We start from the raw sequence: 14,820 nt of genomic DNA, 5'->3' as shown, positions 1-14,820 counted from the left end.
GCGGCGCAGCGCCGTAGGGCCGACCTCCATCGACGCACAAACATCTGGAATCGAGCCGTTGTCATCAAGAACCATGCTGGCAGCACGTTGCTTGAACTCGCGGGTATAGGTTTTTCGTTCTTGCATGGAACCTCCTGATTGGGCGAATCATATCGCCCTTAAGAGGTGTCCGGGATCATTAAGCCAGTTCAGCTTGCCCCGCGAAGAGGCCCTAGAGGTCAATGCAATCTGTTCTTGGCCATCTCGATGTCATTCATCAAAGCTTTGGCCAAAGCACTCAGGTAGTCCGCAGCGCCCAGCAACTTGTGGTCATCCTCGATATCTCCCTCTCGAACCAGATGCTTGATGTAGCCCAGCAGGACCGAGACCTGTTCATAGGCATCATCGATGGGAATACCCGGCTGGACCCTTAACAGGTCAATCGGCGGGTTACCCACTTCGAGGAACGTTTCTGCACCGATCGTGGCCGTGGATTTGGTTTCGTCCGCCATATCGTCATCCCTCTGCCTTTTGGCCATAAAGCCGATCATGCACATGCTCCACCAGGGAGTGCGCGATCTCGGTGGCATGCATGGCATTGCTCAGCATGCTCAGGCCATGCTCGCCGGCGCGGGCGCGGCAGTGTTCGTCGATGGTTTCGATGACGCCGCGCAGTAGCTCGCTGACGTGAGCCAGGGCGTCGGGTGGGTACATGTCGGATTGGACGGTGAAGAAGGGGGTGGTGATGGGTTTGCGGTGGGGTGGGTCTGGGACGATCTTTTTCATGATGTAATTCCAGCTTCATGACAAAGGGAACTACCACCTGAATCTTTCTCATGGATTGAGGGTGGCAGCCGTATGCAGGTGTGAGAAAGCCGATAGAAGCTAGCAAACACTCGGCCAGGCAAAAGCCCGCCCACATACGGCTACCATAATGGTGCTGCTAGCTAAATATCGGGTTCTCATGCCCGGTCGCCGAAGCGACCCGAAAACGTTATCCCTGAGGCATTTCCCCGACAACAGCGACACTTCAGCAGCGCGCGTAGGATAATTCCCAAGTATCCCAATCTTGAAGTATTTGGTTTCAAATTCAGAAATGTCTTACGGCTGCCGGCCCATTCGCGGGGCAAGCCCGCTCCCACAGGTTTTGCACTGAACCTGAGGGCAGTGGAGTACCTGCGGGCTTGCCCCGCGAAGAGGCCCTAGAGGTCACTGCAATCTGTGGTTGGCCATCTCGATGTCATTCATCAAAGCTTTGGCCAAAGCACTCTCACAGGTATTGCACTGAACCTGAGGGCAGCGGAGTACTTGTGGGAGCGGGCTTGCCCCGCGAAGAGGCCCTCAAATCCATACCGCATCCCAATGCGGATAATCGCCAGCACGGCGAACCAACCCCGCTCTTATGGGATTGGCAACAATGTACCTGGCCACATGCACAACACTCTCCTCACGGCGCAAGGCATGGTCCTGATAACCCGCTTGCCATACCTTCCGGCGCGGCATGCCGAGTTGATATAGCGCATGACTGCTGCGCGACTTGAACCTGCGCATCAAGCAGCACAGCGTGCCACTTCGTAATTCGATCAGCCAATGAACATGGTCTGGCATGACCACCCAGGCCAGGGATCGGCAAAGTCCATCGAGCTCGGTTTGCCTCAGTTGATGGATCACGCAGCGGGCTAACTGGAAGTGGGTGAAGATGCGTTTGCGCTCGTGAGTGACGGTGGTCAGCAAATAGAGCCTGCCAGGCTGAGACAAGCGGCCACGGCGCAGTAGGTGGGATTGGGCACGGTCCATGTGTTGCTCCCTTTGAAGACTCAGGGAAACACTAGGTCAGCTGGTGTCAGTTCGAGGTGCGCAATGGTTGCTGGATATTGGGTGGCAGGGCCGGCCCATTCGCGGGGCAAGCCCGCTCCCACAGGTATTGCACTGAGCCTGAGGGCAGCGGAGTACCTGCGGGAGCGGGCTTGCCCCGCGAATGGGCCGCAAAGCGGCCCCATCAATGTCAGGTGCGGAAGCGAGCCACCAGCCCATTCAAGTCCACAGCGAGACGCGACAATTCAGCGCTCGCCGCGCTGGTCTGATGCGCCCCGGTTGCGCTCTGCACCGACAGGTCATTGATGTTCACCAGGTTGCGGTCAACCTCCCGCGCCACTTGGGCCTGCTCTTCCGCCGCGCTGGCAATCACCAGGTTACGTTCGTTGATTTGCGCGACCGCACCGGCAATGGTGTCCAGCGCCATGCCGGCACCTTTGGCGATGTTCAGCGTCGACTCGGCGCGTTCGGTGCTGGTGCGCATCGATTCGACCGCCTCTTCGGTACCGCCCTGAATGCTGCCGATCATCCGCTCGATTTCGCTGGTCGACTGCTGGGTGCGGTGCGCCAGGGCGCGCACCTCGTCCGCCACCACGGCAAAGCCACGGCCCGCTTCACCGGCCCGGGCTGCCTCGATCGCGGCATTGAGTGCCAGCAGGTTGGTCTGGTCAGCAAGGCCACGGATCACATCCAGTACTTTGCCGATGTCGCGCGATTGTTCGGCCAGGTGGGTGATCAGTTTGGCGGTGGATTGCACATCGCCGCTCATGCGCTCGATGGCACTCACCGTTTCCAGCACCAGGTCACGGCCGTCGCCGGTCGAGCGGCTGGCTTCGCTGGAGGCTTCCGAGGTGCTTACAGCGTTACGCGCCACTTCTTCGACGGCGCTGGTCATTTCGGTAACCGCTGTGGCGGCCTGCTCGATCTCGTTGTTCTGCTGCTGCAGGCCACGCGCGCTTTCGTCGGTAACGGCGTTCAGCTCTTCGGCAGCCGACGCCAGCTGGGTGGCGGAGCCAGCGATCAGTTGCAGGGTGTCGCGCAATTTGTCCTGCATGCGCGCCATCGCGCGCAGCAGGCGCGCGGCCTCATCGGTGCCTTCGGCGCGGATGGTATGGGTCAGGTCACCGTCGGCAATCTGCTCGGCAGCCTGCAAGGCTTCGTCGATGGGTTTGACGATGCTGCGGGTCAGCAGCAACGCGCAGACGAAGGTCAGCACGGCCGCGGCAATCAGCAGGCCGATCACCAGGGCGAAGGCCGCGGCGTACTGGCTGGCGGCGGTTTCGTTGGTGGCGCGGGTCTGGTCGGTGTTGATCCGCACCAGGGTGTCCATGACCTTGTTGATCTGCTCGGAGTTGGCCAGCAGGTCGCGGTTGAGCAGGTCACGCAGTTCGTCGGTGCGGTTGGCCTGGCTCAGGGTGCGCATGCGCGACTCCAGCTGGCGGTACTGGTTGAGCAGTTCGCTGTACTGGTCGAAGGCGGCCTGTTCGTCGGCCGCGCCGATCATCGGCAGGTAGGCCTGGCGGGCGCGGTCGATCTGGGCGTTGCGCTGGTCCAGCAGGTTGAGGGTGTCGCGCTGGGTTTCCGGCTCGCGGTTGAGCAGCAGGCGGTAGGAAAGCGTGCGCATGCGCAGGTTGAGCGAGGTCAGCTCATCGAGGGTCTTGATGCTGGGTACGCTGATGTTCTCGATGGCGACGCCCGCCTGGCGGATGTTGCCCATCTGCATCAGCGAGAAAATACCAAGGCCGAGCATGAGCAGGCCGATCAAGGCGAAGCCTAGCAATGCGCGCGGGGCGATGTTCATGTTGCGTAGAGACATGGGGGGAGGAATCCAGGCAAGGGAGAAAGGCGCAGTCGGTGCGACAGAATATGACTTGCCTGGCTATCGGTCGTGACCGGCCAGTCTTGAGCGTGAGCGCGCAAATAGGTGAGCCAGCTATCTATTTACCTGACCGGCGGTTGACCCAGGCCGGAACAAGGGGCTGGATACCCTGTCAATCTTCGGGCTAAGAAACCTTGTGAATCCGTTATTTAATGGCGATGGCTCGCGCTTTTCTTTATCGTGTGCGCCCTTTGCAACAACCTGAGATATACCCATGCTGGAAGCCTCCCTGAATCAAATCGAGCAACTGGTCAGCGACCTGATGCAGAAAAACGCTCAACTCACCGAGCAGAACACTACCCTCGGCCAGGAACTGGCCCAGGCCAAAGAAGAAAACGAAACCCTGCAACTGTCGCTGATGGAGCAGGAAGAAAAGAACGGCGCCACCGCCGCGCGTATCCAGGCGCTGGTTGAGCGCGCCAGTGCAGGTGTCGTCAACGCATGAGCCTGCACGCGCAGCCGGTCAATGTCGTGTCGATCCTTGGCAGCGACTATTCGATCAAGGCGCCCGAAGGCCAGGAAGAAACCCTGGCACAGGCGGTGCGGATGCTGAACACCGCCCTGGCCGAGACCAAGCGTTCGTACCCGACCCTGATCGGTGACAAGCTGCTGGTGCTGGCTGCGCTGAACCTGTGCTCCAAGCAGGTTGAGCTGCAGAAGGAGCATCAGCAGACGCTTGCGCGCACCCAGGCGCAGATCGACGCCACGGTGGACGCAATTGTTCGGACCATGGCCGAACAGTAAAAGCACGAGAGCTGGGTGAATACCCTGTGGGCTTGTCCCGCGACGCAGGCACCGCGCTGGATGGCACGGGCTTCGCCCGTGTTCGCGGGACAAGCCCGCTCCCACAGGGTCCGTACTCTTGTCCTGGATCACTGGAATAACTGCATACGTAAGTGTATACACTTCCCCCAAAACAATAATTGGCGGGGAGCATGGGCATGCGTATCTGGCGTCGGAGTATCCAGTGGCAGTTGATCGCGAGCATGGGCGCGGCCCTGCTGGCCAGCATTCTGGTAGTAGTCGTTATCTTCACGGTGGCACTCAACCGCCTGACCGACCGCTACCTGGTCGACACGGCGCTGCCGGCCAGCATTGAAGCCATCCGCAACGATATCGAGCGCATGCTCGGCCAGCCGCTGGTGGCGGCGGCGGATATCGCCGGCAACACGCTGCTGCGTGATTGGCTGGCAGCCGGTGAAGACCCTGCAGAAGCGCCACGCTTTGTCGAGTACCTGCAAGCTGCCAAGCAGCGCAACCATGCCTTCACCACCTTGTTTGTTTCTACCGAAACCGGCCATTACTACAACGAGAATGGCCTGGACCGTACCCTCAGCCGTGAGAACCCCAAGGACAAGTGGTTTTACGGCTACATCGACGGCGGCGCCGAGCGCCTGATCAATATCGACATCGACGGTGCCACGGGCGAACTGGCGCTGTTCATCGACTATCGGGTGGAAAAGGACGGCAAGCTGGTCGGCGTGGCCGGCATGGGCCTGCGCATGACCGAGCTGTCGAAACTCATCCATGACTTCAGCTTTGGCGAGCATGGCAAGGTGTTCCTGGTTCGCAATGACGGCCTGATCCAGGTACACCCTGACAACGCCTTCAGCGGCAAGCGCCAACTGGTCGAGCAGCTCGATGCACAGGCGGCGAAAGCGGTGATGAGCGGTGATCAGGGCCTGCGTACCAGCCGCTTCACCCGCGATGGAGAACGCTATCTGGCGCTGGGCCTGCCGCTGCGCGACCTGAACTGGACCTTGGTTGCCGAGGTGCCTGAGGCCGAGATCTACGCGCAGATGCACCAGGCGGTCTGGCTTACCACCTTGATCGGTGGTGGTGTGGCGCTGCTCTCGCTGCTGTTGGTGGTGCTGCTGGCGCGTGGACTGGTGCGGCCTATCCGCCGCGTCACTGCCGCGCTGGTACAGATTGGCAGCGGTGCAGGCGACCTCAGCCATCGCCTGGATGATTCGCGCGAGGACGAACTGGGTGACCTGGCCCGCGGTTTCAACCGTTTTCTCGACAGCCAACGCGGCCTGATCGGCGAGGTGCTGCGCACAACCGAGCGCCTGCATCGGGCGGTGGAGCAGGTGACCCGGGTTGTGGACAACACCGCCGACCGCTCCGGTCGTCAGCAGGAAATGACCGAAATGGTCGCCACCGCCGTACACGAGATGGGCCTGACCGTGCAGGACATTGCCCGCAACGCCGGCGATGCTGCGCAGGCCTCGCAGGCGGCGCGCGACGAAGCCCTGCAGGCGCGCGAGGTGGTGCGGCATTCGATTCAGGGCATTGAAGGCATGTCGGGCGATATCGGCAAGGCGGCGCAGGCGGTTACCCAGTTGGCCGAGGAAGTCGCTTCGATCGATGAAGTGCTGGCGGTGATTCGCAGTATTTCCGAACAGACCAACTTGCTGGCGCTCAATGCCGCCATTGAAGCGGCGCGGGCAGGGGAGATGGGGCGTGGCTTTGCCGTGGTTGCGGATGAGGTACGCACCTTGGCCCGGCGCACCCAGCTGTCCACCGACGAAGTGCAGCAGATGATCCAGCGCCTCAAGCAAGGGGCCGGTTCAGCAGTGACGTCGATGCAGGCGGGGCAGCAGGCGACCGGCAGTGGTGTGCAGTCGAGCCAGCGTACGGGGGCGTCCTTGGGGGCGATCACCGACCAGGTGGAACACATCAGCGACATGAACCATCAGGTGGCCACGGCAACTGAAGAGCAGTCGGCGGTGACCGAAGAGATCAATCGCACGGTGCAGGGGATTTCTGATTTGGCCAGGGAGACGGCGGCGGAAGTGCAGGGGTGCCGCGAGGAGTGCCAGGCGTTGCGTGGCTTGGCGGATGATCTGGCGCGGCAGATGGGTGGGTTCAAACTCTAGATTGCTGGGGCCGCTTTGCGGCCCATCGCCGGCAAGCGCGGCTCCCACCCCGACCGCACAAGATTCAAGCCATGCGCGATATCTGTGGGAGCCGCGCTTGCCGGCGATGGGCTGCGCAGCAGCCCCAGCAATCCCTCAGCCAACAATGATCGTGCGGATATCGGCCGCCAGTTCCCGCACCCGCGCTTCCTCGGTATCCCACGAGCACATGAACCGCGCCCCACCGCTACCGATGAAGGTATAGAACCGCCAGCCCCGGCCACGCAGTGCCTCGATGGCTGGCTCCGGCATTTGCAGGAACACCCCGTTGGCCTCCACCGGGAACATCAGCTCCACCCCCGGCAAGTCACTCACCAGCGACGCCAGCAACTGCGCGCAATGGTTGGCGTGGTTGCCATGGCGCAGCCATGCGCCGTCTTCCAGCAGCCCGACCCAGGGCGCCGACAGGAAGCGCATTTTCGAAGCCAGCTGCCCGGCCTGCTTGCAGCGGTAGTCGAAGTCTTCGGCCAGCTGCCGGTTGAAGAACAGGATCGCCTCACCCACCGCCATGCCGTTCTTGGTACCGCCAAAGCACAACACATCGACACCGGCCTTCCAGGTCAGCTCGGCCGGGCTGCAGCCGAGAAATGCGCAGGCATTGGTAAAGCGCGCGCCGTCCATGTGCAGGTTCAGGCCCAGCTCCTTGCACGTTGCGCTGATTGCCCTGAGCTCGTCGGGGCGGTACACGGTGCCTACCTCGGTGGCCTGGGTGAGGGTGACCACGCGGGGCTTGGGGTAGTGGATATCCTGGCGCTTGAGCGCCACTTCACGGATCGACTCAGGCGTCAGCTTGCCGTTTACGCTGGGCGCGGTGAGCAGCTTGGAGCCGTTGGAGAAGAACTCCGGCGCGCCGCATTCGTCGGTTTCGACGTGGGCGGTCTCGGAGCAGATGACGCTGTGGTAGCTCTGGCACAGCGAGGCCAGGGCAAGGGAGTTGGCGGCGGTACCGTTGAAGGCGAAGAACACTTCGCAGTCGGTTTCGAACAGCTTGCGAAAGTATTCCGATGCACGCTCGGTCCACTGGTCGTCGCCGTAGGCGCGGTCGTGGCCCATGTTGGCCTTGGCCATGGCTGCCCAGGCTTCGGGGCAGATGCCGGAATAGTTGTCGCTGGCGAATTGTTGGCTCTTATCTGTCATGACACGGTCCTGTGAACGACGCAGAACAGCACTCTAAACCATCGATTCAGCGGTTGCCTATACAACTGTGTAGCGGTTGAATTTATCGATTGTTCACACCGGCCCTATCGCCGGCAAGCCGGCTCCCACAGTGCCCCAGGCGCCTAAGGACGCTGAGGGAGCCGGCTTGCCGGCGATAGGGCCGGTGTGAACGACACCAACGGCAATGTCGTAAACGCGCCATTGCAAGGCGTGCGCAGGCATCTGACCCACCCCGGCCAGTCATACCATCGCCACAAAGGGCCACAGTGCCTTACAGACAAGAAACGATCGCTGCCGGGAGAAACACGATGTTCAGCAAGCAAGACCAGATCCAGGGTTATGACGACGCACTGCTGGCGGCGATGAATGCCGAAGAACAGCGCCAGGAAGATCACATCGAGCTGATCGCCTCGGAGAACTACACCAGCAAGCGCGTGATGCAGGCCCAAGGCAGCGGCCTGACCAACAAATACGCCGAAGGCTACCCAGGCAAGCGTTACTACGGCGGCTGCGAACACGTCGACAAGGTCGAAGCGCTGGCCATCGAGCGCGCCAAGCAGCTGTTCGGCGCCGACTATGCCAACGTCCAGCCGCACTCCGGCTCTTCGGCCAACGGCGCGGTCTACCTGGCCCTGCTGCAGGCTGGTGACACCATCCTCGGTATGAGCCTGGCCCACGGCGGCCACCTGACCCACGGCGCCAAGGTGTCGTCCTCGGGCAAGCTGTACAACGCGGTGCAGTACGGCATCAACACTGATACCGGGCTGATCGACTACGACGAAGTCGAGCGCCTGGCGGTAGAGCACAAACCGAAGATGATCGTTGCCGGCTTCTCGGCCTACTCCAAGACCCTCGACTTCCCACGCTTCCGTGCCATCGCCGACAAGGTGGGTGCGCTGCTGTTCGTCGACATGGCCCACGTTGCCGGCCTGGTTGCCGCTGGCCTGTACCCGAACCCGATCCCGTTCGCCGACGTGGTCACCACCACCACCCACAAGACCCTGCGCGGCCCACGTGGCGGCCTGATCCTGGCCAAGTCCAACGAAGAGATCGAGAAGAAGCTCAACGCTGCCGTGTTCCCGGGCGCCCAGGGCGGCCCGCTGATGCACGTCATCGCCGCCAAGGCCGTGTGCTTCAAGGAAGCGCTGGAGCCTGAGTTCAAGAGCTACCAGAAACAGGTCATCGAAAACGCCCAGGCCATGGCCCAGGTGTTCATCGACCGCGGCTACGACGTGGTATCCGACGGTACCGACAACCACCTGTTCCTGGTCAGCCTGATCCGCCAGGGCCTCACCGGTAAAGATGCCGACGCCGCCCTGGGCCGCGCGCACATCACCGTCAACAAGAACGCCGTGCCGAACGACCCGCAGTCGCCGTTCGTCACCTCCGGCCTGCGCATCGGCACCCCAGCCGTTACTACCCGCGGCTTCAAGGTCGCCCAGTGCGTGGCACTGGCCGGCTGGATCTGCGACATCCTCGACAACCTCGGTGACGCCGACGTTGAAGCCGATGTGGCGAAAAACGTCGCCGCCCTGTGCGCAGACTTCCCTGTTTACCGCTGAGTGGAGTAAACGACCATGCAACGCTACTCGGGCTTCGGCCTCTTCAAACACTCCCTCAGCCACCACGAAAACTGGCAGCGCATGTGGCGCACGCCGACCCCTAAAAAGGTCTACGACGTGGTCATCGTTGGCGGTGGCGGCCATGGCCTGGCCACGGCTTACTACCTGGCCAAGGAACACGGCATCACCAACGTCGCGGTCATCGAGAAGGGTTACCTGGGCGGCGGCAACACTGCCCGTAACACCACCATCGTGCGTTCCAACTACCTGTGGGACGAGTCGGCGCACCTGTACGAACACGCCATGAAGCTGTGGGAGGGCTTGTCCCAGGACATCAACTACAACGTGATGTTTTCCCAACGCGGCGTCTACAACCTGTGCCACACCCTGCAGGACATCCGTGACTCCGAGCGCCGGGTCAGCGCCAACCGGCTGAACGGCGTCGATGGCGAGCTGCTCAACACTGCCCAGGTTGCGGCCGAAATCCCGTACCTGGACTGCTCGAAGAACGCCCGTTACCCGGTGCTCGGCGCGACCGTTCAGCGCCGTGGTGGCGTGGCCCGTCACGACGCCGTGGCCTGGGGCTACGCCCGTGCCGCAGACGCCTTGGGCGTGGACCTGATCCAGCAGACCGAAGTGATTGGTTTTCGCAAGGAAAACGGCGCGGTCATCGGTGTTGAAACCAACAAGGGCTTCATTGGTGCCAAGCGCGTCGGTGTGGTCACTGCGGGCAACTCCGGGCACATGGCCAAGCTGGCCGGCTTCCGCCTGCCGCTGGAATCGCACCCGCTGCAAGCCCTGGTGTCCGAGCCGATCAAGCCGATCATCGACAGCGTGATCATGTCCAACGCCGTACACGGCTACATCAGCCAGTCCGACAAGGGCGACCTGGTGATCGGTGCCGGTATCGACGGCTGGGTCGGCTACGGCCAGCGTGGTTCGTACCCGGTGATCGAGCACACCCTGCAGGCGATCGTCGAGATGTTCCCCAACCTCTCGCGCGTACGCATGAACCGCCAGTGGGGTGGCATCGTCGACACCTCGCCGGACGCCTGCCCGATCATCTCCAAGACCCCGGTCAAGAACATGTTCTTCAACTGCGGCTGGGGCACCGGCGGCTTCAAGGCCACCCCGGGCTCGGGCAACGTCTTCGCCGCCAGCCTGGCCAAAGGCGAGATGCACCCGCTGGCTGCGCCGTTCTCCATGGACCGTTTCTACAACGGCGCACTGATCGACGAACACGGCGCCGCCGCCGTCGCCCACTAACCGGAGACACCGTCATGTTGCATATTTTCTGTCCCCACTGCGGCGAGCTGCGCTCCGAAGAAGAGTTCCACGCCTCTGGCCAGGCGCACATCGCCCGCCCGCTGGACCCTGCCGCCTGCTCCGACGAGGAGTGGGGGACCTACATGTTCTTCCGTGACAACCCGCGCGGTATTCACCATGAACTGTGGGACCACGTTGCCGGCTGCCGTCAGTACTTCAACGTTACCCGCGACACCGTGACCTACGAAATTCTGGAAACCTACAAGATTGGCGAGAAGCCGCAGGTGACCGCCAACGGCAAGCAGAGCAGCGCACCGTCGACCGTCAAAGGCCAAGGGGAAAAAGTATGAGCCAGACCTATCGCCTCGCCAGCGGCGGCCGTATCGACCGCAGCAAGGTCCTGAACTTCACCTTCAACGGCAAGACCTACCAGGGTTATGCCGGTGACAGCCTGGCTGCCGCGCTGCTGGCCAACGGCGTCGACATCGTCGGCCGCAGCTTCAAGTACTCGCGCCCGCGCGGCATCATCGCCGCCGGTACCGAAGAGCCGAATGCCATCCTGCAGATCGGCTCCAGCGAAGCCACCCAGATCCCCAACGTGCGTGCCACCCAGCAGGCGCTGTACGCAGGCCTGGTGGCGACCAGCACCAACGGCTGGCCGAACGTCAACAACGACGTCATGGGCATCCTCGGCAAGGTCGGCGGCAGCATGATGCCGCCGGGCTTCTACTACAAAACCTTCATGTACCCCAAATCGTTCTGGATGACTTACGAGAAGTACATCCGTAAAGCGGCAGGCCTTGGCCGTGCGCCGCTGCAGAACGACCCGGACAGCTACGACTACATGAACCAGCACTGCGACGTGCTGATCGTCGGCGCCGGCCCTGCCGGCCTGGCTGCCGCGCTGGCCGCTGCACGCAGCGGTGCGCGGGTGATCCTTGCCGACGAACAGGAAGAGTTCGGTGGCAGCCTGCTCGACAGCCGCGAAACCCTCGACGGCAAGCCGGCCGCCGACTGGGTGAATGCCGTGGTCAAGGAGCTGGAAAGCCTGCCGGAAGTGACCCTGCTGCCACGCGCCACGGTCAACGGTTACCACGACCACAACTTCCTGACCATTCACGAGCGCCTCACCGACCACCTGGGCGACCGTGCCCCGATCGGCCAGGTGCGTCACCGCGTGCACCGTGTGCGCGCCAAACGCGTGGTGCTGGCCGCTGGTGCCCACGAGCGCCCGCTGGTGTACGGCAACAACGATGTGCCGGGCAACATGCTGGCCGGCGCTGTCTCTACCTATGTGCGCCGCTACGGCGTGGCACCTGGCCGCAAGCTGGTGCTGTCGACCAACAACGACCACGCCTACCGCGCCGCGCTGGACTGGCACGACGCTGGCCTGCAGGTGGTCGCCATCGCCGACGCCCGCCACAACCCGCGTGGTTCGCTGGTTGAAGAGGCGCGTGCCAAAGGCATTCGCATCCTCACCTCCAGCGCCGTGGTCGAGGCCAAAGGTAGCAAGCACGTCACCGGCGCCCGCGTGGCGGCCATCGATGTACAGGCACACAAGGTGACCAGCCCAGGCGAAACCCTTGAGTGCGACCTGATCGCCACTTCCGGTGGCTACAGCCCAATCGTGCACCTGGCTTCGCACCTGGGCGGCCGCCCGGTATGGCGTGATGACATTCTTGGCTTCGTGCCGGGTGATGCCCCGCAAAAGCGCGAGTGCGTCGGCGGCATCCACGGTGTGTATGCCCTGGGTGACGTGATTGCCGATGGTTTCGAAGGCGGCGCACGCGCAGCCACCGAAGCCGGTTTCAAGGCCACCGTTGGCACCCTGCCAAAGACCGTTGCGCGCAAGGAAGAGGCCACCGTAGCGCTGTTCCAGGTGCCGCACGACAAAGGCAGCAAAGGGCCGAAGCAGTTTGTCGACCAGCAGAACGACGTGACCGCCGCTGGTATCGAACTGGCCACCCGTGAAGGCTTCGAGTCGGTCGAGCACGTCAAGCGCTACACCGCGCTGGGCTTCGGTACCGACCAGGGCAAGCTGGGCAATATCAACGGCCTGGCCATTGCCGCCCGTTCGATCGGCATCACCATCCCGGAAATGGGCACCACCATGTTCCGCCCCAACTACACGCCGGTGACCTTCGGCGCGGTAGCGGGCCGCCACTGTGGGCACCTGTTCGAGCCTGTGCGCTTCACTGCTCTGCATGCCTGGCACGTGAAGAACGGCGCCGAGTTCGAAGACGTCGGCCAGTGGAAGCGCCCGTGGTACTTCCCGAAAGCCGGTGAAGACATCCACACCGCTGTGGCCCGCGAATGCAAGGCCGTGCGCGACAGCGTGGGCCTGCTGGACGCCTCGACCCTGGGCAAGATCGACATCCAGGGCCCGGACGCGCGCGAGTTCCTCAACCGCATCTACAGCAACGCCTGGACCAAGCTTGACGTGGGCAAGGCCCGCTACGGCCTGATGTGCAAGGAAGACGGCATGGTCTTCGACGACGGCGTGACCGCGTGCGTCGGCGACAACCACTTCTACATGACCACCACCACCGGCGGCGCCGCGCGCGTGCTGCAGTGGCTCGAGCTGTACCACCAGACCGAATGGCCGGAAATGAAGGTGTACTTCACCTCCGTCACCGACCACTGGGCCACCTTGACCCTGTCCGGCCCCAACAGCCGCAAGCTGCTCAGCGAGCTGACCGACGACATCGACCTGGACAAGGAAGCCTTCCCGTTCATGACCTGGAAGGAAGGCACTGTCGGCGGCGTGCCGGCCCGTGTGTTCCGTATTTCGTTCACCGGTGAACTGTCGTACGAAATCAACGTTCAAGCCAACTACGCCATGGGCGTGCTGGAAAAAGTCATCGAGGCCGGCAAGCAGTTCAACCTGACCCCATACGGCACCGAGACCATGCACGTACTGCGTGCCGAGAAGGGCTTCATCATCGTCGGCCAGGACACTGACGGCTCGATGAACCCCGACGACCTGAACATGAGCTGGTGCGTGGGCCGCAACAAGCCATTCTCGTGGATCGGCCTGCGTGGCATGAACCGCGAAGACTGCCTGCGCGATAACCGCAAGCAGCTGGTGGGCCTCAAGCCTGTGGACCCGACCAAGTGGCTGCCGGAAGGCGCCCAGCTGGTGTTCGACCCGAAACAGCCAATCCCGATGGACATGGTTGGCCACGTCACCTCCAGCTACGCCTCCAACTCCCTGGGCTATTCGTTCGCCATGGGTGTGGTCAAGGGCGGCCTCAAGCGCATGGGCGAGCGTGTTTACTCGCCGCAGGCCGATGGCAGCGTGATCGAGGCCGAAATCGTGTCTTCGGTGTTCTTCGATCCGAAGGGTGAGCGGCAGAACGTTTGACTCCGGGCCCTGTGGTGAGCCGGCTGGCCCTCTCGCCGGCAAGCCGGCTCCCACAGGTTCGATGCAGTTCTGAAGGCTGATGCTGTGCCAGCAATGAGGCCAAGCAGATGTCTCCCACAGGATCGATGCAGATCTGAAGGTAGGTGCGGTCCCTGTGGGAGCCGGCTTGCCGGCGATGAGGCCGGTAAACACACCCTGCAAGCTGCGTCGTATCGACCACCAAGAATTCAAGGCAGGTAACAAATGAGCGCTATCAACGTCTTCCAGCAAAACCCCGGCGCCGAAGCCAAGGCCCAGTCGCCACTGCACCACGCCGACCTGGCCAGCCTGGTTGGTAAAGGCCGCAAGAACGCAGGCGTGACCCTGCGCGAGAAGAAATTCCTCGGTCACCTGACCCTGCGTGGCGACGGCCACAACCCGGAATTCGCCGCAGGCGTGCACAAGGCCCTGGGCCTGGAGCTGCCGGTAGCCCTGACTGTGGTCGCCAACAACGAGATGTCGCTGCAGTGGCTGGGCCCGGATGAGTGGCTGCTGATCGTGCCTGGCGGCCAGGAGTTCGCCGTCGAGCAAAAGCTGCGCGCGGCCCTCGAAGGCCAGCACATCCAGGTGGTCAACGTCAGCGGCGGGCAAAGCCTGCTGGAGCTGCGCGGCCCGAACGTGCGCGAAGTGCTGATGAAATCCACCAGCTATGATGTGCACCCGAACAACTTCCCGGTGGGCAAGGCCGTCGGCACCGTGTTCGCCAAGTCGCAACTGGTGATCCGCCGCACCGCCGAAGACACCTGGGAGCTGGTGATTCGCCGCAGCTTCGCCGACTACTGGTGGCTGTGGCTGCAGGACGCTTCGGCTGAATACGGCCTGAGCATCGAAGCTTAAGGA

14 protein-coding genes and 2 pseudogenes are annotated in these 14,820 nt (G+C 62.7%); 9 read left to right on the top strand and 7 right to left on the bottom strand.

Translation table 11 applies throughout. The features are described 5' to 3' along the window. The 6 genes and pseudogenes from ACNQPL_RS15695 to ACNQPL_RS15670 form a co-directional block, all read right to left on the bottom strand. On the bottom strand, positions 1-126 hold a 126-nt coding region (locus ACNQPL_RS15695), incomplete at its 3' end, for a transposase (protein WP_416466447.1). A gap of 92 nt (positions 127-218) precedes the next feature. Next, positions 219-491: a DUF3077 domain-containing protein gene (locus ACNQPL_RS15690; protein ID WP_416467202.1), complete on the bottom strand. Its 273-nt coding sequence runs from the start codon at positions 489-491 to the stop codon at positions 219-221. A 4-nt stretch (positions 492-495) separates the two neighbouring features. Then, positions 496-765: a hypothetical protein gene (locus ACNQPL_RS15685; protein ID WP_416467197.1), complete on the bottom strand. Its 270-nt coding sequence runs from the start codon at positions 763-765 to the stop codon at positions 496-498. Between the two features lie 555 nt (positions 766-1,320). Next, the gene (locus ACNQPL_RS15680) at positions 1,321-1,776 is read right to left on the bottom strand and encodes an REP-associated tyrosine transposase (protein WP_416467196.1); all 456 of its coding nucleotides are present in this window, start codon (positions 1,774-1,776) and stop codon (positions 1,321-1,323) included. Positions 1,777-1,984: 208 nt separating this feature from the next. Further along, complete coding sequence (locus tag ACNQPL_RS15675) at positions 1,985-2,848, bottom strand: methyl-accepting chemotaxis protein (protein ID WP_416467201.1); 864 nt, start codon at positions 2,846-2,848, stop codon at positions 1,985-1,987. Further along, positions 2,840-3,595 (bottom strand): annotated as a pseudogene (locus tag ACNQPL_RS15670) (MCP four helix bundle domain-containing protein); the annotation flags it as partial. The gene ACNQPL_RS15675 and the pseudogene ACNQPL_RS15670, both read right to left, overlap by 9 nt. A gap of 292 nt (positions 3,596-3,887) precedes the next feature. Here ACNQPL_RS15670 and ACNQPL_RS15665 point away from each other — a divergent pair. From ACNQPL_RS15665 to ACNQPL_RS15650, 4 genes and pseudogenes are all read left to right on the top strand, one after another. Continuing rightward, the gene (locus ACNQPL_RS15665; RefSeq protein WP_346613576.1) at positions 3,888-4,118 is read left to right on the top strand and encodes a hypothetical protein; all 231 of its coding nucleotides are present in this window, start codon (positions 3,888-3,890) and stop codon (positions 4,116-4,118) included. Beyond that, the gene (locus tag ACNQPL_RS15660; protein ID WP_346613577.1) at positions 4,115-4,417 is read left to right on the top strand and encodes a cell division protein ZapA; all 303 of its coding nucleotides are present in this window, start codon (positions 4,115-4,117) and stop codon (positions 4,415-4,417) included. Before ACNQPL_RS15665 ends, ACNQPL_RS15660 begins: the two co-directional genes overlap by 4 nt. 191 nt (positions 4,418-4,608) lie before the next feature. Beyond that, positions 4,609-5,688: pseudogene (locus ACNQPL_RS15655) on the top strand (cache domain-containing protein); the annotation flags it as partial. 126 nt (positions 5,689-5,814) lie between these two features. Then, positions 5,815-6,552 carry a methyl-accepting chemotaxis protein gene (locus ACNQPL_RS15650; protein WP_416467200.1) on the top strand — a complete coding sequence of 246 codons (738 nt, stop codon included), beginning with the start codon at positions 5,815-5,817 and terminating at the stop codon, positions 6,550-6,552. Positions 6,553-6,687: 135 nt separating this feature from the next. On the opposite strand, the gene ACNQPL_RS15645 is transcribed toward ACNQPL_RS15650, so the two are convergent. Continuing rightward, positions 6,688-7,728 (bottom strand): low specificity L-threonine aldolase, encoded by a 1,041-nt coding sequence (locus tag ACNQPL_RS15645; RefSeq protein WP_416467195.1) that lies wholly within the window; start codon positions 7,726-7,728, stop codon positions 6,688-6,690. Positions 7,729-8,057: 329 nt separating this feature from the next. Here ACNQPL_RS15645 and ACNQPL_RS15640 point away from each other — a divergent pair, with 329 nt between their 5' ends. The 5 genes from ACNQPL_RS15640 (at position 8,058) to ACNQPL_RS15620 (ending at position 14,817) form a co-directional block, all read left to right on the top strand. Further along, positions 8,058-9,311, top strand: a complete 1,254-nt coding sequence (locus ACNQPL_RS15640; protein WP_346613581.1) for a serine hydroxymethyltransferase — start codon at positions 8,058-8,060, stop codon at positions 9,309-9,311. A 15-nt stretch (positions 9,312-9,326) separates the two neighbouring features. After that, a complete protein-coding gene (locus ACNQPL_RS15635; RefSeq protein ID WP_346613582.1) occupies positions 9,327-10,577 on the top strand; it encodes a sarcosine oxidase subunit beta family protein in 1,251 nt (416 codons plus the stop codon). Between the two features lie 14 nt (positions 10,578-10,591). Beyond that, positions 10,592-10,927 carry a sarcosine oxidase subunit delta gene (locus ACNQPL_RS15630; protein WP_274100462.1) on the top strand — a complete coding sequence of 112 codons (336 nt, stop codon included), beginning with the start codon at positions 10,592-10,594 and terminating at the stop codon, positions 10,925-10,927. Next, the gene (locus tag ACNQPL_RS15625) at positions 10,924-13,941 is read left to right on the top strand and encodes a sarcosine oxidase subunit alpha (protein WP_416467194.1); all 3,018 of its coding nucleotides are present in this window, start codon (positions 10,924-10,926) and stop codon (positions 13,939-13,941) included. Before ACNQPL_RS15630 ends, ACNQPL_RS15625 begins: the two co-directional genes overlap by 4 nt. 243 nt (positions 13,942-14,184) lie before the next feature. Continuing rightward, the gene (locus ACNQPL_RS15620; RefSeq protein WP_346613584.1) at positions 14,185-14,817 is read left to right on the top strand and encodes a sarcosine oxidase subunit gamma; all 633 of its coding nucleotides are present in this window, start codon (positions 14,185-14,187) and stop codon (positions 14,815-14,817) included. Positions 14,818-14,820 lie beyond the last annotated feature (3 nt).

The sequence above is a fragment of the Pseudomonas sp. LFS044 genome, from assembly GCF_047978245.1.
Lineage (GTDB): Bacteria > Pseudomonadota > Gammaproteobacteria > Pseudomonadales > Pseudomonadaceae > Aquipseudomonas.
This window is presented reverse-complemented; position numbering and strand designations above follow the sequence as displayed.